Origin of the sequence: Bartonella rochalimae ATCC BAA-1498, assembly GCF_000706645.1 — a bacterium.
In the GTDB taxonomy this organism is placed as follows: Bacteria; Pseudomonadota; Alphaproteobacteria; order Rhizobiales; family Rhizobiaceae; genus Bartonella; species Bartonella rochalimae.
In genome coordinates this window covers 623,380-647,832 of record NZ_KL407337.1, presented here as the reverse complement: position 1 = coordinate 647,832, position 24,453 = coordinate 623,380, and the positions used below count along the sequence as shown (strand labels likewise).

20 protein-coding genes are annotated in these 24,453 nt (G+C 33.5%); 12 read left to right on the top strand and 8 right to left on the bottom strand.

The genetic code is table 11. The annotated features are described in order from the left end of the window. The first annotated feature begins 358 nt into the window (after positions 1-358). Positions 359-2,065, top strand: a complete 1,707-nt coding sequence (locus O99_RS02845; protein WP_035006254.1) for a YdgA family protein — start codon at positions 359-361, stop codon at positions 2,063-2,065. 151 nt (positions 2,066-2,216) lie between these two features. Next, positions 2,217-3,566, top strand: coding sequence for a Na+/H+ antiporter NhaA (gene nhaA / locus O99_RS02840; RefSeq protein ID WP_035006252.1), 1,350 nt, complete (start codon positions 2,217-2,219; stop codon positions 3,564-3,566). A gap of 725 nt (positions 3,567-4,291) precedes the next feature. Here nhaA and O99_RS02835 read toward each other — a convergent pair. Next, complete coding sequence (locus O99_RS02835; protein ID WP_035006251.1) at positions 4,292-5,545, bottom strand: aspartate kinase; 1,254 nt, start codon at positions 5,543-5,545, stop codon at positions 4,292-4,294. Between the two features lie 184 nt (positions 5,546-5,729). On the opposite strand from O99_RS02835, the gene ubiG reads away from it, so the two are divergent. Continuing rightward, the gene (ubiG, locus tag O99_RS02830) at positions 5,730-6,473 is read left to right on the top strand and encodes a bifunctional 2-polyprenyl-6-hydroxyphenol methylase/3-demethylubiquinol 3-O-methyltransferase UbiG (protein ID WP_035006249.1); all 744 of its coding nucleotides are present in this window, start codon (positions 5,730-5,732) and stop codon (positions 6,471-6,473) included. A 21-nt stretch (positions 6,474-6,494) separates the two neighbouring features. On the opposite strand, the gene grxC is transcribed toward ubiG, so the two are convergent. Together grxC and O99_RS02820 are read right to left on the bottom strand one after the other, a co-directional pair. Then, entirely contained in the window at positions 6,495-6,752 is a 258-nt protein-coding gene (gene grxC / locus O99_RS02825) for a glutaredoxin 3 (protein ID WP_035006247.1), read from the bottom strand. Positions 6,753-6,795: 43 nt separating this feature from the next. Next, positions 6,796-7,539: a ComF family protein gene (locus O99_RS02820; RefSeq protein ID WP_235692190.1), complete on the bottom strand. Its 744-nt coding sequence runs from the start codon at positions 7,537-7,539 to the stop codon at positions 6,796-6,798. Positions 7,540-7,775: 236 nt separating this feature from the next. Here O99_RS02820 and O99_RS02815 point away from each other — a divergent pair, with 236 nt between their 5' ends. Continuing rightward, complete coding sequence (locus O99_RS02815; protein ID WP_035006245.1) at positions 7,776-8,645, top strand: methyltransferase domain-containing protein; 870 nt, start codon at positions 7,776-7,778, stop codon at positions 8,643-8,645. A gap of 232 nt (positions 8,646-8,877) precedes the next feature. On the opposite strand, the gene glyS is transcribed toward O99_RS02815, so the two are convergent. The 4 genes from glyS to O99_RS02795 form a co-directional block, all read right to left on the bottom strand. Next, the gene (gene glyS, locus O99_RS02810; protein ID WP_035006243.1) at positions 8,878-11,106 is read right to left on the bottom strand and encodes a glycine--tRNA ligase subunit beta; all 2,229 of its coding nucleotides are present in this window, start codon (positions 11,104-11,106) and stop codon (positions 8,878-8,880) included. Beyond that, positions 11,106-12,050 carry a glycine--tRNA ligase subunit alpha gene (locus O99_RS02805; RefSeq protein ID WP_035006242.1) on the bottom strand — a complete coding sequence of 315 codons (945 nt, stop codon included), beginning with the start codon at positions 12,048-12,050 and terminating at the stop codon, positions 11,106-11,108. The genes glyS and O99_RS02805 overlap by 1 nt, the downstream gene beginning before the upstream one ends. Positions 12,051-12,094: 44 nt before the next feature. Then, positions 12,095-13,771, bottom strand: coding sequence for a tetratricopeptide repeat protein (locus tag O99_RS02800; protein ID WP_035006241.1), 1,677 nt, complete (start codon positions 13,769-13,771; stop codon positions 12,095-12,097). A gap of 99 nt (positions 13,772-13,870) precedes the next feature. Then, positions 13,871-14,884, bottom strand: a complete 1,014-nt coding sequence (locus tag O99_RS02795; RefSeq protein WP_035006240.1) for a polyprenyl synthetase family protein — start codon at positions 14,882-14,884, stop codon at positions 13,871-13,873. A gap of 213 nt (positions 14,885-15,097) precedes the next feature. On the opposite strand from O99_RS02795, the gene O99_RS02790 reads away from it, so the two are divergent. From O99_RS02790 to serS, 8 genes are all read left to right on the top strand, one after another. Then, positions 15,098-15,886 (top strand): tRNA1(Val) (adenine(37)-N6)-methyltransferase, encoded by a 789-nt coding sequence (locus tag O99_RS02790; protein ID WP_035006239.1) that lies wholly within the window; start codon positions 15,098-15,100, stop codon positions 15,884-15,886. Positions 15,887-15,968: 82 nt separating this feature from the next. Beyond that, the gene (locus O99_RS02785; RefSeq protein WP_035006238.1) at positions 15,969-16,817 is read left to right on the top strand and encodes a S49 family peptidase; all 849 of its coding nucleotides are present in this window, start codon (positions 15,969-15,971) and stop codon (positions 16,815-16,817) included. A 251-nt stretch (positions 16,818-17,068) separates the two neighbouring features. Continuing rightward, on the top strand, positions 17,069-17,977 hold the full coding sequence (locus O99_RS02780; protein WP_035006237.1) for a 4-(cytidine 5'-diphospho)-2-C-methyl-D-erythritol kinase: 909 nt from the start codon (positions 17,069-17,071) through the stop codon (positions 17,975-17,977). Positions 17,978-19,085: 1,108 nt separating this feature from the next. After that, complete coding sequence (gene nagZ / locus O99_RS02775; RefSeq protein ID WP_035006704.1) at positions 19,086-20,117, top strand: beta-N-acetylhexosaminidase; 1,032 nt, start codon at positions 19,086-19,088, stop codon at positions 20,115-20,117. A 205-nt stretch (positions 20,118-20,322) separates the two neighbouring features. After that, positions 20,323-20,619 (top strand): twin-arginine translocase TatA/TatE family subunit, encoded by a 297-nt coding sequence (gene tatA, locus O99_RS02770; RefSeq protein WP_035006701.1) that lies wholly within the window; start codon positions 20,323-20,325, stop codon positions 20,617-20,619. Positions 20,620-20,690: 71 nt separating this feature from the next. Beyond that, positions 20,691-21,134 carry a Sec-independent protein translocase protein TatB gene (tatB, locus tag O99_RS02765; protein WP_035006236.1) on the top strand — a complete coding sequence of 148 codons (444 nt, stop codon included), beginning with the start codon at positions 20,691-20,693 and terminating at the stop codon, positions 21,132-21,134. After that, positions 21,131-21,910: a twin-arginine translocase subunit TatC gene (gene tatC, locus O99_RS02760; protein ID WP_035006235.1), complete on the top strand. Its 780-nt coding sequence runs from the start codon at positions 21,131-21,133 to the stop codon at positions 21,908-21,910. Before tatB ends, tatC begins: the two co-directional genes overlap by 4 nt. A 56-nt stretch (positions 21,911-21,966) precedes the next feature. Then, positions 21,967-23,244 carry a serine--tRNA ligase gene (gene serS / locus O99_RS02755; protein WP_035006234.1) on the top strand — a complete coding sequence of 426 codons (1,278 nt, stop codon included), beginning with the start codon at positions 21,967-21,969 and terminating at the stop codon, positions 23,242-23,244. Positions 23,245-23,580: 336 nt separating this feature from the next. On the opposite strand, the gene O99_RS02750 is transcribed toward serS, so the two are convergent. Then, positions 23,581-24,453 (bottom strand): BID domain-containing T4SS effector (locus tag O99_RS02750; RefSeq protein ID WP_035006232.1); only part of this gene is annotated, 873 nt, incomplete at its 5' end.

Genomic DNA, 24,453 nt, shown 5'->3' with positions numbered 1-24,453 from the left:
CATTTATCTTTTCCTGTTTTAGCATTATTACAAATACACATATCGTTTTTAACTGTTCCTATCATTAGAAACAAGATCAAACCAAACATGATTGTAATTAATTAAATGGATGATTAAAAATGATCAAAAGATAATATTTGCATATATTTTCTTGTTAATTGTCATAGTTTTTGCAAAAATTAAACTAAAGAAAATTTAGTGATAGTTAATAAAAGTTTATTGAAAGAAATGAAATAATAACTCTACATGGATAAAGTGATAAAAATCGACTGTTGTTTAATGGATGCTATAGCTTCTCTGAATTGTAAGGTAAGTTATCTGTATTTAGTTATGAATGATAAAACTGAAAGAAAAAAGAATGGCCAATTTTAATAGTCAATATCAAAATGACCACAAGAACTGGTCGATGTATATCATTGGATTTATCTTTATTTTAGTTCTCATATTTGTTGGGGGATTTTATATAACAAAACCCTATCTAGATAGCTTTATAAAAAAACAAATGGTTCGTCATTCTATCTATGCCGAAACATCGGAGGTTAGTATTATAGGAAAAGTTAACTTAACCAATATTATTTTACCAACTCCTACAGGCATATCACTTAAAATTGGTGCTATTTCAGCTCGTCCACCGATTACCTTCATTCCAGGGAGTTTCACACTTTATAATATTGATTTAAAATATGATAATATTCATTTAAAAATACCAAAAATGTTTATTAGTAATGTGTCTTTAAAGGAAAAAGACATCACAATTAAATCTCGTATCTTGCAACCGCTTATGCGTCTTAATGTTGCATCAATTTTTGCACCAGATCTGTTTTTTTTCATAAACAATGGTAATAAATCAACTGAAGAAATAAGCATAAAGAACTTTCAAATTTCTGATTTTAAAAATGGACAAATTCGTTCTATTGGTATCAACAATATAATAACGAACATAAATCTTGCATCAACAGCTGAAAATGATACTCGGCAAATAGGTTTAATCATTAAAAGTGATGCAATGAAAGCCTATAATATCAATGTTGGTTATGCGCACTCTATCATTTTTGGTACAAGTAAAACGAAGAAAAGCAAGACTGTTATTGGATCTATTGTCTTGGATAATATGATAGTCGATCTCTTTCAGGAAAAAGACAAAAATATCTCTTTTTCTCTTGGCAAGTTTAAAACATCTTGTCTGAAAATGAAACCAATGGCTCACTCACCTGAGCAACTTATTAAAACCTATCTTAATGCAAGAAAGGAAAATAATCAGGAAGGTGTAAAAGCAGTGCGGAATTCTGCTCTCTTAAATAGTCTTTCAGCGATAACTTCTATTAATTTGATCATTAATAAAGCAGCAATTGATATGCCACAGCTTAAAACACAACTTGAGTCATTTGAATTAAGACCAAGTCAATGGCAGCAATCTATACCTCAAAAACTTTTAGTGTCTCTGAATGGTCTTTCAATGGTATCTAAAAGAATGGAAAAAAATGATTTAGATTTTCTTAAAAAAATAAATTTTGAATCTTTAAATCTATCAGGAAAAATTGATGCTTCATATAACGAAGAAAAGCGTACACTTTTCCTAGATGCAATGTCTTTTAATATAAAAGATATAGGGTCTGGAAATATATCAGCAAAAATAATAAATATTGATCAAGCATTTTTCTCAGGTCAAAAAGACGCAATGATTTTTTCTACCCAAGATCTTAGTATACCTGAAATTGATTTGCATTATAAAGATGCTGGATTCATTGATAAATTTTTCTCTTATCTTGCACAGAATCTCAACGATAGTGATAATGAGCATAATCTTAAAGAAGAGCTTTATGATTATTTTTATTTAATAGTAACCGAAAGTTTGAAAATGTTATTAAAAGATCATGATGAATATGAAAATATTTCAAAATCTTTTGGGGACTTTGCTAAAAATCCACAAACATTAACAATTAAAATGAGGGCGAAGGATAATAAAGGTTTTACAGCTGTTGATCTTAAAAATATTTTACAAAATGATTTATCAAATATTTTAAATAAAATGAATTTAACTGTAAAAAATAAAGCATCTTTTTAAAACATGTAATTAATTTCAAATCATTGAGGTGTAAATTAAAAAGCTATCGTTTCTCTTTTCATCTTTATATGATATTATCAAAAAATATTACGAAAGCAATCTATAAACAAAAATATATATTAGCAAAATTGTTGATATTTGGAGTTGTTTTATGCCTAATTTATCATCCAATCGCTTACCTAATCGTGCTTCTATTGTAACTAAGAGAGCGCTTTTTGCTATTGAAGGTTTTCTCCATATAGAAGCTCTTAGCGGGATTGTTCTGTTAGTTGCGGCGACTGCAGCTCTTATTTTTGCCAATTCTAAATATATTGCTCTTTATGAAGCATTTTGGCATACATCCCTTGGTTTTAATTTTGGTCATTTTAATCTTTCATGGGATCTACATTTCTGGGTCAATGATGTGCTTATGACTGTATTTTTTCTTGTAGCAGGAATGGAAATTCGGCGAGAAATTCACGAAGGAGCTCTTGCAAATTTCAAACAAGCAGTTTTGCCAATTGTTGCAGCAATAGGAGGTGTTTGTTTTCCTGCGGTTATTTATCTTAGCTTCAATTTAAATGGTGGACACACTTATGGTTGGGCTGTCCCAACAGCTACTGATATTGCTTTTGCTTTAGGGATTCTTGCTCTTCTTGGAAAAGCTATACCTCCCAATCTTCATATTATTCTTTTATCATTAGCTATTATTGATGATATAATTGCTGTTTTAATCATTGCATTTTTTTATTCAACCAACCTTGATCCTAGTGGTCTAGCCATTGCATCAGCAGGTATTGTATTAGTTTTATTTTTTCAGTGGATCGGATTTGCATCAGCATGGCTTTATATTGTACCAGGTGCAATTATTTGGTGCGGTTTAATGGTAACAGGGGTTCATCCATCACTTTCTGGTGTAATTTTAGGTATGATGACTCCGGTTTTTCCTACTCGTCATTTCGTAGCTCCGCTCACAATGCTCAGTAATGCGGTAAAATCTCTTCAAGAAAAAAATGATGTTAAAGATCTACACTACGTCTCAATGACATTAAAAAAAGTACGCAAAGGACAACGTGATATGATTGCGCCCGTCATTCGTGTTCAAAAAGCCCTACATCCATGGGTAGCATACGGTATAATGCCAATTTTTGCTTTTGCAAATGCTGGCGTTAGCTTTGCAAATTTTGATCTTTCTTCTGATAAATCATTCTTTATTGTTTTCGGTATTATTATTGGCTTACTTGTTGGTAAACCGCTGGGTATTATAACTGCTAGTTATCTTGCTGTAAAATCAGGCCTTTGCCGTCTTCCGCCTCACATGACGTGGGAAGGAATTTTATTGATTGGATTTTTAGCGGGTATTGGTTTTACGATGTCTATCTTTGTTTCAATGCTTGCTTTTAAAGATATTGTGCAGCTTGATTCTGCAAAAATTGGTGTACTTTGTGGGTCTGGTTTATCTGCTTTTCTCGGTCTTGGATATGGCTTCTTTTATATCAAAAAACATAAAAAAAATATATGATAGATTTTAATTAAAGAAAATAATGATACAATTTTAACCAGATCCTTTAAGAGGGGGGTGCTGTATTTAACTGATATATAATTTTCTCATAATCCTAAAAAATATAATAGTTAACTCTCATAAGTGAGAGCACAATTCCACTGCATAGGGTAACAATTAAACTTACAAGCTGTATAAACTTAAAAAATCCCAAGTATGTAAGACATAATAAGAATAAAATTCAATAGCTGCGTTTTTCTTTATTTTGCGAACAATACGCTGAAATTATATTTTAAGATTCATCTTCAGAAGTATATATTTTATAATGTAGAAGGGTAAAGATATAGTAGTTTTCTGTTTTTTTTCAGAGTTAAAAGCTATTGTATTATTATTATTTTTCTTATAATTTTTTTATTTCTTATTGAAAGAAAATTTTTATTTGAGGTGTAATAATATTAAGTTTAGCTATGCAAATATAAAAGGACTAATGCGTTACCTTATATTTAAGCAAGCTAGTAAAAACAAAGCTGATGTTATGATTAAAATTGTATTTCAATTTAGATAGTGCATATTATTTAAGAATAGAGAGTAAAGTTTTCAAATTTAAGTTTAGCACAACCATTTTTGATATTTTGTATATGTGAAGATATTTTACAGGATATCTATGGGGTATTAAGAAGAGAATAATACGTATATTAAGCAGAGAATACATACCTAATTCTGGAGATTTTAAAGAGAAAAAATGCCTATTCTTTATCAAGGTTATAAACACCATGTAATGTTCTAACCGCAAGTTCAGTGTAAGCGCTATCAATCAGAATAGAGATCTTAATCTCTGAAGTAGTGATTGCTTGAATATTAATACCTTTTTCCGCTAAAGCCTTAAATGCTGTAGCAGCAACACCTGCGTGGCTACGCATTCCAATCCCAATAATAGAAATTTTTGCAAGATTACTTTCAGATTGGATAACATCAAATCCAATTTTTTTACGATTTTTTTCAAGAAGTCTAACCGCTCTTTCTACATCTGCGGATGGTACTGTAAAAGTCATATCAGTTTTTGAACCATCTTCAGAAATATTTTGTACAATCATATCAACATTAATATGCTCTTCAGCTAAAGGACAGAAAATTGCTGCAGAGATACCTGGACGATCTGCAAGTCGGCGTAACGAAATTTGTGCCTCATCTTTGGCAAAGGCAATACCAGTAACAGTTTGTTGTTCCACAATTTCATCCTCACTACAAATAAGTGTTCCAAGGGGGGTAATTGGATTGTCCATGCTAAGAGCATGAGGATCCTCAAAACTTGAGCGCACAAAAATCCGAACTTTATGAACCATAGCTAGTTCAACAGAACGGACCTGCAAAACTTTTGCTCCAAGAGAAGCCATTTCAAGCATTTCTTCAAAGGCTATTTTGGGTAAACGACGTGCTTTAGGTTCAATACGGGGATCGGTTGTATAGACACCATCTACGTCCGTATAAATATCACAACGATCAGCTTTTAACGCGGCTGCCATCGCAACGGCACTTGTATCTGATCCGCCACGCCCTAATGTAGAAATCCGATTATCTGGAGCTAAACCCTGAAAACCGGCTATTACTGCTACTTTACCTTCCTGAAAAGGCTGTATCAAAGAAGATCCATCAATATTTGTAATTCGTGCGCTACCATGAGTATTATCAGTATGAATAGGAATTTGCCAACCAAGCCATGAACGCGCGTTTATTCCCATTGATTGAAGTGTAATAGCCAATAAACCAGCTGTTATCTGTTCACCAGAAGAAACAACGACATCATATTCATAAACATCATTCAATGGTGCAGCATCACGCGTCCATTGCACAAGTTTATTGGTTGTACCAGCCATTGCTGATACCACCACTGCAACCTCATTACCTGCATCTACTTCCCTTTTAACATGTTGTGCAACATTATGAATACATTCAATGTTTGCAACAGATGTTCCACCAAATTTCATGACAATACGCATTATTTATGACACTCTTACGATTTTTATTTTAGGTACCAATGGGAGTAAAGCTTTATGCTATATTAAGTTTCCATTTTGACATAACCAATATCTATCATTTTCACAAGTCTGATATGTTTATGTAAATTTATGCTTGACTTTAGAAAAAATTCACATGACTTGATAAATCAAGTAAAAGGAGAGCTATATGATAAACGAAACGCCTACAACGATTGATCAGAATGAAATTGATCATTTTTCGCGTATTGCTGCTGAGTGGTGGGATCCACAGGGAAAATTTCGATCACTTCACAATTTCAATCCAACACGCCTTGCTTATATAAAAGAAAAAATCTGTTTGGCATTTAATCGTAATCCTGTTTCGCTTACGCCTTTTGAAGGTTTGAAAATTCTTGATATCGGTTGTGGAGGTGGTTTGTTATGCGAGCCAATGGCACGTCTTGGAGCTACTGTTATAGGAGCTGATGCTGCGCAAACAAATATTGAAGTCGCAAAAATCCACGCCATTCAAAGTGGTCTTTCCATTAATTATCGCACTACTACTGCAGAAGCTCTTGCAAATGAAGGTGAACAATTTGACGTAATTCTTAATATGGAGGTTGTTGAACATGTTGTGAATGTTGATTTTTTTATAGAGGCTACGGCTAAGATGCTTAAACCACAAGGACTCATGTTTATTGCAACACTAAATCGCACATGGAAAGCATGGGGGCTTGCTATTGTAGCTGCTGAATATATTTTAAAATGGCTTCCAAAGGGGACACATGACTATAAAAAATTTTTAAAACCTCATGAGCTTAAAAAAATATTGTGCAAAAATTCCTTATCTATTATTGATGAAATCGGGATTACTTATAATCCATTAACTGATAGCTGGAATCGCTCATGTGATATGGATGTTAATTATATACTTCTTGCAAAACGGTTTTAATAAACACATCACAGAAAATAATTATTGAGCATCTTTCAGAAGAGAATCAAGCTTGCCTTCAGTATCTAAAGCATAAAGGTCATCACACCCCCCAACATGATAGTCTCCTATAAAAATTTGCGGAAATGTATTACGGCCATTGGCTCGTTGCACCATTTGTTGACGAAGAGAAGTTGATGCATCAATATCAGTGTATTTTACTCCTTTTTGATCAAGCAAAGCCCGTGCTTTTATGCAATAAGGGCAGTTAGGACGTGTATAAAGTGTAATTTCTCTCATGATACTCTCCAAATTTCTATATAGATATACTTTAAATAGATTTTCAAAAATAAGGCAAAGAAAAATTATTTTTTAAGACACGCGAAAATGTTAATACATTAACCTGTCGTGCACCTGCATGTTTTAATGTTTTAGTTGCTGTAGTAACTGTCACACCTGTTGTCAAAACATCATCAATAAGCAAAATAGAGCGTCCCTCCAAATACTTTTTAACTTCATTAGGTACTTTAAAAGCATTCTGCACATTCATTTTGCGTTCTTTGGCGGATAAACCAACTTGTGGGCGTGTGTAACGATAACGCACAAGCCAGCCAGGTTTAAAAGGTTTTTTCTTTTTTTCTGCAATGTAACGAGCAAGCTCAGCAGATTGGTTATAACGTCTCACGAAAAAACGACGAAAATGTAAAGGGATAGGAATAATAAAATCACAATCATTTATAATTTCATGTCCAGCAAATATCATCCAGTTTGCCATAAAAGGTGCTAATTCCAAACGGTCACCATATTTCAATCGTGTTGTTAAAACTCGTGCTAAACCTTTATGAACAACAGCTGAGCGTAAAGACGAAAAGGGAGGAGGATTCTGAATAGCTTCACCGCTAAGAAATCCTTCTCCCATATCATATGCAAAAGGAGTTCCCATAACAGGACAATAAGGTTTTGTGATGAACTGAAGATCTTTCCAGCAATCAGAACAAATAGTTCCATAAGCGGAAACAATTTTTGCACATCCATGACAAGTTGGTGGATACAAAATTTTTATTAGGCGCTTGATTAATTTATTCAATATATCACCATTAATCAAAAAAATGTCTTTAAAACACTGTAAATAAGCTATCAAATTACTATAATAATGTGCAGAATTTATTTCATATTTTAGAAGAATAAAATTTAATTTTTAACTATTCTTCTCTTTTATAAAATCTTTTTTCTTTTCTTTTTGTATTATGCAATTGATATAGTATGTATGAAATAATCCTATTTTAAATCTTATCATGCCATAAATTAATCGTGCTATAAAATATGTCTCATCCTTTGATTTTTGATTACAATTGTATGGAACAATTTCGTCAACGTGCTTTCAAAAGAGCAAAAAAAGGACATGATTTTTTACTTTCTTATGTGGTTGATGATCTCTACAAACGTCTAGATGCTGTGAATCGTAATTTTTCATTAGCTTTAGATTTACATGGTCATACAGGTCTTGCGGTAACAATTTTAAAAAAATTGGGTAAAATTGGTTCTATAGAACGTGTTGAAACCAATATGCTTTACCAAAATTACGACAATCCATTTCATTTGCGTCATCGAGAATTTCTTGATTTTCCTCAACATTATTGTGATCTTATTGTTTCACTTCTTTCTCTGCAGTTAACCAATGATACTCCAGGAGTTCTCAGCCAAATAAAAAATATCCTTAAGCCAGATGGTCTATTTCTCGCTGTTATGGCTGGAGCTGGTACGTTAAAGGAGTTGCGTGAAAGTTTGCTACAAGCTGAAAATGAAATTTACGGTGGTGTTAGTCCAAGAATTTATCCTTTTGCAGATATTCGTGATGCAGGATCTCTCTTACAGCGTGCAGGTTTTGCTATGCCCGTAGTAGATGTTGAAGATGTCATTATACGCTACAATACGATGTTTGATCTTATGTCTGATCTTAGAGCTATGGGAATGCAAAATGCACTTATTAGTCGTTCTCGACGTTTTGTATCTAAGCGATTTTTCTTTCTCGCTAACGAAATTTATGCAAAAAAATTCAGTGACTCCGATGGTCGTATTCGTGCGAGTTTCTCTTTTCTTTGGCTTTCTGGTTGGGCTCCTGACCAAAAACAACAAAAGCCTATACCTCCAGGATCAGCTCAAATATCTCTTGTAGACTTTTTTAAAAAATAACATGCTAATGTATAAAAATAGTCCATCATGTATTATGTTAAATTAAAGTTGAAAAAAGAATATTTGCTTATTTTAAGACAAGAAAAACTATTTATTCGCATATCATTAAAGAAATTGATGAGAGAATAAAATTGTTTGAGCAATTATATTATAGCTTTTCATTTAAGATATTTAGTGCAAAAAGCACTAAAAATAAAAGAGATGCATCATGATTTTTTCATCGAGAAGTGCATTATATTTTAGACTGTAATTTCGAGAAATCTCCAACATTTTGTGTAACTATCCGAATACGGTCAAGAAGAGCAAGACGATTAGCTCGAATATTGATATTATCATCATTTACAAATACTTTTTCAAAGAATGCATTAATAGGCTTTTTGAGGAGTGCTAAACTGTTCAGTGCAGATGATAATTCTGTTATATGAATATGATTAGCAATCTTTTTTTCTGTTTCAAGCATTGCTTGATAAAGCTGTTTTTCTTCTGTTTCAATAAAAAGCTCAGGTTTAATTTTGTTTATTATTATCGTTCCTTTTTTGGTTTCGTTTTCAAGAATATTAATGGCACGTTTTATTGCAATTAAAAGGCTGTCTCCATCGTTGGAGTTGATAAAGAAAGTGAGTGCTTCAACTCGACGTGTAATTAATAAAATATCATCGGCGTCTTTTGTTAAAACGGCCTCAATAATATCATGACGTGCCCCTTCATCTTTGAGATAACCTTTTAGTCGTTCATGAAAGAATGCTAACAAGTCGAGTACAATATTTTCTTTTTTTTCTACAGGCATGTTTTGAAGGTGTGCGCTTTCTGTTTCAGATGTTGCATACTTAACTCTTTGTTGTAATAAAAAATTCATTGCCTGATAGAAAAGCGGTATAAGTCTTATTTTCAAATCATTTGAAAGCATAAGTTTGATAACTCCTAACGCTGCTCGTCTTAATGCGTAGGGGTCTTTTGAGCTTGTTGCTTTTTCATTAATGAACCAAAAACCAATGAGTGTATCAATTTTATCCGCTAATGCGACTGTTACCGCAATAGATTCAGTTGGAATACGATCTTTAGGTCCTAAAGGCTTATAGTGGTCTTCAATAGCTTCAGCTACAAGAGGATTTTCTCCTTGAAGTAATGCGTATTTTCGTCCTATCAATCCTTGTAGTTCAGGGAATTCACCAATAATTTCCGTTTGTAAATCAGCTTTTGCTAATACTGCTGCACGTTTAGCTAATATAGAATCTGCTTGTACTAAGGGTGCAATTATTTGTGTTAAAGCAGCAATTCTTTCTATTCTTGCGCCTTGTGTTCCTAATTTAGCATGGAAAGTAACATTTAAATAGTCAAGGTGTGCTACTCGCTGATCAAGAGGTTTATTTAAGTCAAGATCAAGCTTTTTAGCTGAAGATTCTAAATGTATAGTGTTAGGTAAATTACACTGATCTGTTTCCCAAAAATAGAGCGCATCAGAAAGACGAGCATGTACAACCTTACTATTTCCCTTAGAAATTTCTATTCCTTTGTCACTGGCGAGGATATTAGCAACGAGAATGAAATAGTTAGAGAGTTTGCTCTTTTCACCTCGTTTGCGTGTTACAAAGCATTTTTGATGCGTTTGAATAGTCAAGCGAATAATTTCTGGAGGAATACTGAGAAAAGTTTTGTCAAAAGTGCCCATGAGGACAACAGGCCATTCAACGAGTCCTGAAACTTCTTCTAAAAGAGCCTTATCTTCAACTAGTTCCAAGCCATTTGCAAAGCAAAGATTTTGAATATCTGCTAGAATAATGTCTTTTCGTCTCTCTGCATCTAAAATAACTTTATGGTTTTCAAGTTGTGAGACATAGTCATCAAAACGGCGTACTTGGATAGGTTTTCCATTACTTAAGAAACGATGACCATAGGTTAAATTATTACTTTTGAGGGAACCAACTGTAAATGGAATAATTTTTGTTTCACCTATTGCTGATCCCAAAACACACAGAATGTTTTGTAAAGAGCGTATCCATCTTAAGGAGCCATTTTTTGCTGACTCTTGTCCCCAACGCATCGATTTTGGCCATGGAAAATTATAAATAATATCAGGTAAAATATCTGCAATAATTTCTTCGGCTAAACGACCTTTTTTAGTTGTTTTAGCGATATAAAAGTTACCTTTTTTATCATCATGTGCAATGTGCACTTTGGAAATATCATTTAGACCTGTAGCACGTAAAAAAGCATCAATAACTTGTTGTGGTGATTGTACATTAGGTCCTTTACGTTCTTCATGAACATCTGGCGAGCTTTTAGAAAGACCACGTATATTTAATGTTAATCGACGAGGAGTCCAATATTCACAGGCTGCTTTATAAGTTAAGCCTGCATTAATAAGTTTATCTGTGACACATTTTTTAAGATCAGAAGCAGCTTTGTGTTGCATTTGAGCAGGGATTTCTTCACTAAAAAGCTCAAGCAGGAGATCAGGCATTATACATCTCCATTTGTGGTTATATTACCAGCTTCTGTTAATAAAAAGGCTTCACCGCAGCGGCGTGCAAGATCACGAACACGAAGAATATAATTTTGTCGTTCAGTGACGGAAATAATACCACGTGCCTGTAAGAGATTAAAAATATGGCTTGCTTTAATACATTGATCATAAGCTGGAAAGACGCATAAGTGGAAGTTATTTTCTTTATTAGGTTTTCCAGCATCAAGAAGTGCGATACATTCACGTTCTGCGTCAATAAAATGTTGTTGCAAAAGATCAATATTAGCAAATTCAAAATTATAATGTGAATATTCTTGTTCGGCCTGTAAAAAAATATCACCATAACTTATTCGATCTGCACCATCTAAGCCATTAAAGTTAAGATTGTAAACATTACTGACATCTTGAATATACATTGCTAATCGCTCAAGCCCATAAGTGATTTCTCCTGAGACTGGAGCACATTCAATGCCACATACTTGTTGAAAATAAGTGAATTGAGAAACTTCCATTCCATCGCACCAGCATTCCCATCCAAGCCCCCAAGCACCAAGTGTTGGACTTTCCCAATCGTCTTCAACAAAACGTATGTCATGAAGTTTTGTGTCAAGGCCAATAGCTTGTAGAGAGCCAATGTAAAGCTCTTGTAAATTGGGAGGAGAGGGTTTGAGAAGCACTTGAAATTGGTAATAATGTTGCAGACGATTAGGATTTGTACCATATCGGCCATCTGTTGGACGTCGGGTAGGTTGGACATAAGCTGCTTTCCAAGGACGTGGGCCTAATGAACGTAGTGTTGTCGCTGGATGAAATGTTCCAGCTCCTACTTCCATATCGTAAGGTTGCAAAATTGCACATCCATGTTGAGCCCAGTAATTTTGCAGACTTAGAATAAGTCCTTGAAAAGAATGCTTGGGATTTAAGTTTGAGGGTAGATTCACTCTTTGAATACCATTTTAATGTTTAACCGATAATTCAAGATCTTTTATAGACCAAACTTTATTTTTTCTTTAATTTTTTCCGGATTGTTTGTTTCTCCATCAATTGCATGGTTCCATTGAAATATTGCCTCACGTTTACGTCCAACTTGCCAATAAGCATCACCCAAATGGTCATTAAGTATTGGATCACTAGGTTGCAATTTAACGGCGGTTTCTAATGTTGTAACAGCTTGGGGATATTGTTTCAGTTTGTAATAGGCCCATCCTAAAGAATCGAGGATATAACTATTTTGAGATTGTAACATAACAGCTTTTTTAAGCATATTTAATGATTCTTCAAGTTTTTGATCACGATTGATAAGGGAGTAAGCTAAATAATTGAGTACTTGCGGTTGATCAGGAACAAGTGTAAGTGCTTTGCGAAAATCAGTTTCAGCTTTTGACCATTGGTTTAAATAATTAAATGCAATACCACGTTGATAAAAAAGTCTCCAATTATCTTGTTGAAGGTCTGTTATTTGCGCGATAGCGTGATCTATGATTTTGATCGCTTTAGGAAAATTATTTATCTGCATATAAATAGCAGCTAGAGCGATAAAAATATGATGGTCATTAGGAAATTTTTTCTCTAATAACGTTAATAATTTAATAGCTTCATCGTAAGCACCATTTTCAGCAAGAGTCAACGCAAGTTGGAATTGTCCATCTCTATAATAAGGGGAGCTAAGTGGTAAAGAACGATAAATTTTAATGGCTTGATTAAAATCATCTAATTTTGTAGAAATTTTTGCTAATTGAAACAGGGCTGCTTCATTTTTAGGATACAGAGCTAACGAGAATTGCTGAAAAATACGTGCGATTCTTTCTGAGCCTTTTTTGTTAAGAGTTGTTCCAAAATTATATAATACTTCACCAATTCCTTGTTGAGGTGTTATAATAGGATTTTCTATATTAGCTCCTTTTTCAACTTTTTTACGGATATTTTCGAGTGTTTTGTGCCCTGATAATATCTTTTCTCCATGTAGGAGAGTTTTTATAGCATCGCTGCGCATATTCTGACGTAATTGGAATGAGGCATAGGCTATAATAATACGTTCATAGGTATAAGGAGCTGTAATAGCTCCTTGTTGATTGTTGAATGCTTGAATAAAGTATTTTTTTGCGTCTTTTGGATTTTTTGCTAAATCATTCATAAGAGCAAGATGATAAAGAGTATACCAAGAGGGCTTTGAGTGTTTTTCAAGTTTAGCGATTGCTTTAATATGATTACCTGATCCGAATTCAGCCCAAGCATTGGTCAGCTCAAATATTGGATTATTATCAGGAGGAGATTTTTGAGTTTGTAGAAGCAGTTGAGCTTCTTTATAATTTTTTTTGATAAGATTTTCTATTGATAATGTTAAGGAAATGAGTGGCGTAATAATACCTTTTTCTTTCAATTTTTTTGCTTGTTGAACAGCTTCTGTGAATGCTCCTACATTTAGCATTGCCTGAAAAATTTCTTTTTGTGTCTCAAGATTATTAGGTTCATAAGTGAGCGCTTGTTTAAAATAGTGGATAGCAAGATTCATCTTGTTTTCATAATTCGCAATTCGTCCTGCTAGATAGGAACCTGTAAATGAACTTGGATTAAGAGTTTTTTCAACTGCACTGTAAGTGGGCAGTGGTATCAGTATGATTCCTATGAGAGTAAAAAAACGCGATGCTATTGCCCTGCGCATAAAGTTAATCCTTCTTAAAGATAATCAATTATTTCTATAGTTTCTAAAGTATTTCTGAGTGTTTTACTAAAAATATTATATTGTGATTCTTACAAAGAATTAGTTTACGCGTTCAATACAAAAATCGATAATATCAATTAATGCATTTTTAGCAGGATTGTCCTTTATTGAGGAAAGAGCATCAATGGCACGTTTTCCGTAAATTCGAGCTTGCTCTATTGTATCGGTTAGACCATCGTATTTTTCTATTAATTGTTGCGCATGCTTTAAGGCTTCATCATCGTTATGGTTATTTTCAAGAGCTTGTTTCCAAAATATTTTTTCTATGTCATTTCCGCGTGTGTATGATAAAATAACAGGCATTGTAATTTTACCTTCACGAAAGTCATCCCCAATATTTTTTCCTAGATATTGAGCACTGCTACTGTAATCAAGAACATCGTCAATCAATTGGAAAGCTAACCCTAATGATAGACCATATTGATGTAATGCAGAGCGTTCTTCAGGCCCATAACCAGCAATAATGGGTCCGACTTCAGCTGCTGCTGAGAAAAGAGCAGCTGTTTTTGCATTTATAATTTTGAGATAATCGGAAACATTAGTTTCTATATTTTTTGCAGCAGAAAGTTGCATAACTTCCCCTTCAGCGATGATCGCAGCAGCATTTGATAAGACAGAGAGTGCGTCCAAAGAACCAACGTCTACCATCATTTTAAAAGCTTGTCCTAATAAAAAATCACCGACAAGAATACTTGCTTGATTGCCCCAAATTATTCGTGCTGTAGACTTTCCCCGTCGTAACGCGCTTTCATCAACAACATCGTCGTGTAATAGGGTTGCTGTATGCATAAACTCAACTGCTGTTGCGAGTTTTATATGTTTATCGCCTTGATAACCAAACATATGGGCGGTTGCTAAGGTAATCATTGGACGTATTCGTTTACCGCCCGATGAAATAAGATAATTAGAAATTTCAGGAATCATCGCAACATTCGATTTAGCCATAGAAATAGTCAATTGATTTACACACTCCATATCTTCTTTGGTAAGACTGAAAAGAGGATGGAGGGAGTCTTGTTTTTTTTTATGCTGCAGTTGTGTGGTGGCTCCCAATTTGTTCACTCCTAAAATATTTCAGATAGATATCCTTATAGCATAAAGAGGGATGAGTTTTGACTCAAGCTTTGGTGCTAGTTGGAAATAAAAATTTTGATAATATTGAAAAAATATTTTTTTTTATACTAATCATATCAGTTTAAATAAGATAGTTTAAATAGCAATTTCAAAAATATGAATGAAATAATCAGGATAATGTTAAGCTTTTAGATGAGTAGAGTAAACAATTATAATGATGAAACAATAGATGGTTTTCATCGTGGTAAGTTTTATTTAGTACAACCACGTTTACGAGGGCATCGGTCTGGTATGGATGCTATGTTGCTTGCTGGTTTGGTTCCTAGTGGTTTTAAAGGAAAAGTTGTTGATTTAGGTGCAGGCGCTGGTGCAGCAGGATTAGCGGTTGCTTCACGTTGTGATGAAGCTCATATTACATTGGTTGAACGGTCTTCTTTTATGATATCTTATGCTCAGAAAACACTTATGCTACAACAGAATGAGAAGTTAGCGAGCAGAGTTTGTTTATTAAAAGTAGATATTACCTTAAGAGGTAAAGAACGCTTGAAGGCAGGACTGATGGATAATGCATTTGATTTTGCAATTATGAATCCTCCTTTTAATAGTTCAGAAGATCGTAAAACACCTGATGAGGAAAAATTAGAAGCACATGTTATGTCTGAAGCAATGTTTGAGAATTGGTTTCGGTGTGCGTCAGCAATTGTTAGACCAGGTGGATATTTAGGATTAATTGCACGTCCGCAATCTCTGAATGATATATTATATGCTTTAAAAGGGCGTTTTGGTAATGTATGTATAGTTCCTGTTCATTCTCACGCTGAGACAGCAGCGATTCGCATTTTATTTTATGCAAAACGTGGGAGCAGAGCTGGCTTGTCTATATTGCCACCATTGGTTATGCATGAGAGTGGTAGCCATGTTTTTTTACCGCGGGTTAATGCGATTAATAATGGATATATCAGCTTGTGGGAAAGTTTTTAATACTTGCGTTTTTAAATTTATTTCTTAAATTTAGATAAGAATTATTTTGCTTTTTCGATTTTTATAGGGAGCTTTTATTTTTATGGGTTGTATAAAGAATTTAATATCACGTTGTTTTCGTTCTAATACGGTTCAAATCCCTGTAGTAAGGCTTCAGGGGGCGATTATATCATCAAATTCGTCGATATCACGTACATTGTCATTGGCGAGGTGTGCAAGCCTTTTGGATAAAGCTTTTTCTTATAAAAAAGCACCAGCAGTTGCTTTAGTTATCAATTCTCCTGGTGGTTCTCCCGTGCAATCACGTCTTATTTTTCAGCGTATTCGCGATTTAGCAAATGAAAAAAACAAACAGGTTCTTACATTTGTTGAAGACGTAGCTGCATCAGGTGGTTATATGATTGCTTGTGCTGGAGATGAAATTTTTTCTGATCCTTCCTCTATTGTTGGTTCTATTGGTGTTGTCTCAGCTTCTTTTGGTTTTCCTGAACTTTTGAAGAAAATTGGTGTGGAGCGTCGTGTTTATACAGCAGGAAAAAACAAGGTTACATTAGATCCATTTCAACCAGAAAAGAAAACAGATGTTGATCATTTGAAATCTTTGCAACTTGAAGTTCATCAAACTTTTATTGATTTGGTCAAGGAAAGACGTATGTCAAAATTATCAGATGATTCAAATATTTTTACAGGAATGTTTTGGAGCGGAAAAAAAGGCGTTGAACTTGGCTTAATTGATGAATTAGGTGATATTCGTTCTGTTATTAAAAAACGGTTTGGTGATAATGCAAAGTTACGCTTAATTTCTCCTCCAAAAAGTCTTTTGTCTTCTAAAGTACCTTTAGGTATTTCTGCTGATACCGCTTATACGGCAGTGGATGGTGTTATGATGGCAGCAGAAGAGCGGGCACTTTGGCAACGTTATGGCTTGTAATGCCAATAGCGTTTCATTAAATGCTTAAAAAGTTGATAGTGACTTTAGAAAGTGCTCACAGGAGCAGAAATGAATAGTGGTGAGTTTTATTTTATTTAGTTTGCCATATACCATAGCTTTTTATAGCTTTATGTATTGAAATATCATTAAAATGGGTATCTCAGTATATTTTCATTCGAGAGTTACACTATGCGCAAATGTAAAAAAGGAGTGCACGTGAAAGATTCTTGTATAGGTGAATATTACGTTCAATGACATCAAATATACATATTTCGCTTAAAAAGTGTTCTTATGTATTTACACCTATTAAGTTGAACTTAGCTTTGCATGTTGTGGGTCAGCGTGCTGATGGCTATCATTTATTAGAAAGCTTGGTTTATTTTAGTCTTAGCGGTGATTGTTTAGGTTACGCGCCTTTTGAAAGTGATCGCTTTGTTGTAACAGGACCTTTTGCAAATAGAATTATTGCAGGCACAGAAAATTTGGTTATCCGCGCTCGTGATTTTATGCGTGAGAAATTTCCTAAAAGTGCTAAACCTAGTTTTTTTAGGCTTGTTAAGACATTGCCCGTTGCATCAGGTATTGGAGGTGGATCAGGTGATGCTGCAAGTGTATTACATATGTTACGTCGGCAATGGAAGCTTGATTGTTCTTGTGAAAAGTTAGCAGAAATGAGTTTAGTTCTTGGAGCTGATGTGCCGATGTGTTTATTTGCATTGGAGTATCAACAGCCACTTTTTGTTAAAGGAATTGGCGAGGATATAGTGCCAATAAAAGGAGCTTGTTCTCTTGCAATGGTATTGGTTAATCATGGTCAACACATTGCTACAGAGACTATTTTTAAAGCTTTAGAAAAGTGTAATCATTCCCGTTTAAAAATTCATTCATCTGCTTTTAAGACGGTTTTTTCGTTGGTTGATTCTTTGAAAAAAACGCGTAATGATCTTTTTATTCCTGCATTAAAAATAGCTCCTCAGTTGGCTGAAGTCTTATATGCGTTGGATAAAAGTGGTTCTCTTTTTTCTCGTATGTCTGGTTCAGGTGCGACATGTTTTGGGATTTTTAAAAATCAGCAGGCAGCGCAAAAAGCAGCTTTTCTTATTAAATCGATGTATCCCGATTGGTTTGTGAAACCTATCATAACTCTAGGTACGCGATAACAGTAATCAGAAAAAGAATTTTGGTCTTTTGTATTGGGTATATAAAGGAATATTTTTAGCTGAGTGCTCATTGAGCTAGATGCTTATGGACTTTAGTTTGATAGATTTAATTTATGGCAGGAGTTTTTTTAAGTCTAACAAAGATAGTGGCTTATTATTTAAGTAGTGAAATATTAGAAAAGAAAAATGATAACGAAATAGAACTATCAATAAAGGAAAAAACTCTTTAGTGAAATGATCATAATTTCTGATAGCGTTACACTTATGTCTCATTATGTGAAATAGTTTTATTTCTTTCACTTATCTTAATACGATTAAATGTAAGATCATCACTTTTGTAAGTGTAGTTTAAAATAGTACCTACTTACTATGGTTTAAATGCAAGTATTTGGATGTATCCAAAATCATTAATCACGTTATCATATCATATAGTTTGTTATTAGCTGAAATTATGATAAAGCTAATCAATTTATATTGTATCTTATAAATCTGTTCTGCATGATGTGTTGATATCTGACATTATAAGCTTTGCTAAAACTAAGGAAGATTATTTCGAGTATATGATGTTAGAAGATTGCGAGTATATTGCTGCAATATATACATTGGAGAATTTTTATTTATGGGATTTGGTTCAAATGATAAAAGTAATTTAAGTGGTTATGTCCAGTTATTTTCTAATATATTGCTTCAGAGTAGTTTAGTATCAACATAAATTGAAAAAGTTTGGTTTTGTTGAACAAATTTTAAAATGGAGTATGTTATCAATTTTAATCGGTTTATCTGAAGCAGTTTTTGTGAGTTTAAGATAAAGTATTGTATTTACCATTATAATAATTCGTTAGTAATTATTTTGTGCAAATTTAGTGAACAGTTATCCATTATCTTTATTTATATTTTTCTCACTTACAATTTGCCAGATGATAAGTTTATAGGAAATGACTTATTATTTAAGGGATAATTTTTATATTAAGCAACAGCTTTTTGTGCATAATATATGATATCTAAGATATAGCTTTTAAAAATTGGTGTGGGATATGAAATTATTTTAGCTAAAATAGAATTTTTATAAAAATCTCAGAGAAGTTAATATTGGGGAGGTACTATTATGATGTCAGGAATAAAAGCTATAATTTCTGGTATTTCTGGTATTTTTTTAGAAGATTATGAAAAAGAATTTATTATTGAACATAAGCCTTGGGCTTTTATTTTATTTGCGCGAAATATAGGAACAGCAGATGAGTTGAAAGGACTTACTACTTCTTTACGAGAGATAAGTAAACGCGATGATGTTTTTATTTTTATTGATCAAGAAGGTGGAAGAGTACAGCGTTTACGTCCGCCTTTGGCACCGGATTATCCAGTAGCTAAAACTTTAGGAGAAATTTATAGAAAAGATCAAGATAAAGGACTTCGTGCTGCGTGGATTATGTCACGGCTTCATGCTTTTGATTTGATGAAATATGGTATTAACGCGAATTGCCTCCCTGTTTTAGATGTGCCGGTGGTAGGAGCTCATGATGTAATTGGAACGCGCGCTTATTCTCAAGATCCACAAGTTGTTGCTGCGTTAGGGGGTGCTGCTGCTCAAGGGCTTTTGGATGGTGGCGTTTTACCAGTGATAAAACATATACCTGGGCATGGGCGAGCATTTTCTGATACGCATTTGGAATTAGCATACGTAGATATGCCACTTGATATTTTGGAGCAGAGTGATTTTATTCCATTTAAAAATTTAGCTGATTTACCAGCTGCAATGACTGCTCATATTGTTTATAAAGCGATTGATGATAAGTTACCAGCGACGTTATCTAAAAAAGTTATTGAAAATGTTATCCGTCAAAAAATAGGTTTTGATGGACTTTTAATGTCGGATGATTTGTCAATGAAAGCTCTTTCAGATAGTTCATTATCAGAAAATCTTTCAGATCTAACAAGTAAAATTTTTGCAGCAGGGTGTGATATCGTTCTTCATTGTCATGGTCAACTACAGGAGATGCATACTGTTGCTGATGCTGCTCCATTTTTGGAAGGAAAAGCATTGGAGCGTGTATGTAGTATTCGCTCTAAGGTTACAACACCAGATCATTCGAATGAAAGTGCTTTAAGAGAGGAATTTTCAAGTCTTTTAGCCCTTGTTTAAATGAAAAAGGTAATTTTAATATTTTTATCTATGATAATATGATGTGCAGAATTGAAAATGTTCTTTTAAAGTGGTCGTTTTATTGCCTTTAATTTATGCAGAGAATATAATATTAATTAGAACATAAGGCTATAATAATATTTATTGATGTACGTCTTTCTTCAAAAAAATGAGTATGAACCAATTTAGGGGTATAGATGAAGCTATGGGTAATATTTTTTCGCCAACACATTTAATTGTAATTTTGTTGATTATCCTTATACTTTTTGGCCGTGGTAAGGTTTCTGAATTAATGGGTGACGTTGCTAAGGGTATAAAAGCTTTTAAAAGTAATATGAAGGAAGAGGAGGGAAGTCCTGAAAGCGAGTTTGAAGTAGCTGATTACTCTAAAACAATAGATGCTGCTCAGTATTCTCAGCCGTTATCAGAAGAGCATGTGGTAGGTTTAAAAAACAGTACCTCTTCAAATAAGGCGAGAAAAGATTCTGCTAAGAAAGAGTAATGTGCAGGGTGATTAAAGACGAAATCATAATTTAGCAATAGTCTTTTAAATGGGGAAGTTGAGTATAAGCGATGTTTGGGATTGATGGATCAGAGTTTCTTGTTATCTTGCTTATTTTCATCATCTTGGTTGGACCAAAGGACTTGCCTAAAATGCTGAGAGTTATAGCAAGAGCGATTGCATATATGCGTTCAACAGCTAATGAATTTCGTCATCATTTTGATGATGCGATAAAACAAGCTGAGTTAGATGATTTGAAAAAGATATTGCCGAATACTAGTGATCTTAATTCTAAAAAAGAATTTAAAAAATCTTGTGACTCAAGATATAATAAAAAAGGAGATATTTCAGGTAATTTTAATGTTGATACTGCACTCCATAAATCAGAAAAAGATATAGAAATCTTTGAATTTGGTACAAATGAAGTCAATGAAGATTTAACTGTGTCTACTTCTCATAGCCATAAAATTATCTATGCAGATTTTAAAGATAAAGATAAGGAAAATATATCGTGACTTCTAAAAAAGATGAAGTTGATGTCAAAGTCACTCTTTTAGAGCATTTGATTGAGCTTCGTCAGAGAATTATTGCAGCTCTGATTGTATTTTTTATAGCTTTTACTTTGTGTTTTCTTATCAAAGATTATATTTTGAATTTTTTGATATGGCCCTATCAGTGGGCGATGAAGATATCAGGTAGTTATCCTGGAAATATTCGTCTTCAATCAACACAAGTGTGGGAGACTTTTTTAACGAAGATGAAACTTGCTGCGTTTGGTGCAGTTATTTTATCATTTCCTTATATGGCTTTTCAGCTTTATAGTTTTATAGCTCCAGGACTTTATAAAAATGAGCGTCGAGCTTTTTTACCATTTCTTATTAGCGCACCAATTTTATTTATTGTAGGAGGAACATTTGTTTATGGTCTCTTAGCTCCGTTAATGCTGTGGTTTAGTCTTTCTCAGCAGGCTTTACCGGATTTGCGTTTAAGGATAGAGTTTATAGCTCGTATCTCAGATTATTTAAATTTTATGATATCTTTTATTTTAATTTTTGGTTTAATTTTTCAATTGCCTCTTATCATAACTCTTTTAACGAGAGTCGGATTATTGACAAGCCACATGTTAACATCAAAACGAAAGTGGGCTATTTTAATTTCTTTTATAGTTGCTGCTATGGTGACACCATCAGATTTTTTTACTATGTTTGCAGTAGCTTTACCGACTGTACTTCTTTATGAGATCTCAATTTTTATTGCACGCTGGATAGAAAAAAACAAGAAATCTTCGTAGTGAAGTTATTTTGTACAGTAAGAAATGAATAAAAATGATGCAAAAAAGGGATTTAAATGCTTGATATTAAATGGATTCGTGATCATCCTGAAGAATTGGATAGAGCGCTTGCAAAGAGAGGTCTTGAACCTCAAGCTGAAAATTTGCAGAAATTTGATCGTGAGCGTCGCTTGCATGTTTCTAAAGTACAACAGGCCCAAGAGTTGCGCAATTCAGCTTCAGAAAAGATAAGGCAAGCTTTAGCTGTTGGTGATAAAGAAACTGCTAATCGTGTTAAGGCTGAGGTTGAAGAAATAAAAGTTTTTCTTTCTTCTGCGGTTTTAGAAGAAAAGCGGTTAACAGATAGATTAGAAGAAGCTCTTTCAGCAATACCTAATATTCCATTAGATGATGTTCCAGAAGGAAAAGACGAAAACGATAACGTTGTAATGCGCTATTTTGGTATACCACAAACGTTTGATTTTCTACCAAAGGAGCATTTTGATCTTGGTCAAAATCTTAAACAAATGGATTTTGAACGAGCTAGTCGATTATCAGGTTCACGTTTTACAGTTCTTTCAGGTTCATTAGCACGTTTAGAACGTGCTTTAGGCCAATTTATGCTGGACATGCATGTGGACGAACACGGTTATCAAGAGATTTCAGTTCCTCTTCTTGTTCGTGATGAGATTGTTTACGGAGCAGCCCAATTGCCTAAATTTTCTGAAGATCTTTTTCGAACAATAGATGGCCGATGGCTTATTTCTACAGCAGAAGTACCCTTAGTCAATTTAGTTAACAGTGAAATTCTTGATATTACAGAGTTACCTTTGCGATTTACATCTCTTACTCCTTGTTTTCGTTCAGAGGCAGGAGCTGCAGGGCGTGATACACGTGGTATGTTACGTCAACATCAGTTTAGAAAAGTAGAATTGGTATCGATTACCACAGAGGAACAATCCTTAGAGGAATTAGAACGTATGACGGAATGTGCAGAAAATGTTTTGAAGCGTCTTGGTTTGCCTTTTCGTACTGTAGTTCTTTCTACTGGTGATATGGGTTTTGCAGCACGTAAGACCTATGATATTGAAGTATGGCTTCCAGGGCAAGAATGTTATCGTGAAATTTCAAGTTGTTCGATTTGCGGTGATTTTCAAGGACGGCGTATGAATGCTAGATATCGTTTAGAAGGTGAAAAAACATTGCGCTTTGTACATAGTTTAAACGGCTCTGGGACAGCTATTGGTCGTTGTCTTATAGCTATTCTTGAAAATTACCAACAAGCCGATGGTTCAATTATTATTCCGGATGTTTTACGACCTTATATGCGAGATATGAATTATATTACAGTTTAATTTTACAAAAAGAAATAAGGTACACATTTGCTATTTATAAATAATACCTAATTTAACTAATAATTCATCATCTTTATCATCCATCAGCACTTTAAATAGGATCATATTCTCTTATTTTAAATTTTTTTATTTTATATCAAGAGAAACTATCTATTTACGTATCAAAAAAGATCATTGAAGTACAAATGAAATCCCTTTATCATGTTTATAATATCTTTACATATTATTCATATCCAAGAGCTTTTTGAATTATAAAAAACTTTCCACTAAGTCTAAAGTAAGATTATATTTTTTATAATGCTCTCTTTCTATAAAGATCAAAAGAAGGGACTACTTTTAAATAGCTACAGCTAACGATTTTTTCTTCTGCGAAGATATTATATCTTTAATTTCTTGTTGACATGTTTTTGCTTCTTTAACAAGATTTATAATTTTCTGTGCTTGAACTTCTGACACCTTAATACTGTTAGCAAGTGTCTGATAATCATTTTCTTTAATTGCCGTACGTTCGTATGTTGAAAGACGAGAATTAACTTGATTTAAAAAAACAGAAAGTTTCTTGTTAATTTGAGAAGTATTTTTTTCTCTTAAAATATTTTTTCGCATATCACTTGGTAGATTTAAAAGATGCTGTATTTCATTACTAAGCATTACTACAGATTTGTGGATCTGTTCTTGCTTTTTTTCATAGTTTTTAAGAATTTGTTTCTGATGTATTTCTACAATTTTTGCATATTTTTTAGTTGCTTTACAGAGCTCTGGGACATTATTTTCAGCCCTTATACGCCGCAAACTTTTAAAACCAAATATTTTAAAACCTGCAAGTTTGGAGAAGGATTTAGGAGAGTTTTTGAGTTTTTGGCTATATGTTTCTCCTAATTGTGGATTCTTAATGATTTGTGTTAGATAGTTGTTCAATAATTCTCGGTTTCCAAATACGAGTTCTGAAAGATTTTGCACTTTTTCCGCATACTCTTGAACAGCAGAATCAATTTTAATTTTATTAATAACTTCATTCTGGGTTAAAGGAGCTAATGCTTTTACCAGAATAAGAAAACGCTTAGAATTCTGTGTTTGAGCTTCACTTGAATTATAATTTTCGTAGATATTTTCCTCTTCGCTTTTTAGGTTCTGTGTTTGAGCATCCGGATTTTCATAAATACCAGTAGTGTTATAGGTATCCGAGTACTCTCCTTTGTTTCTCAGCCT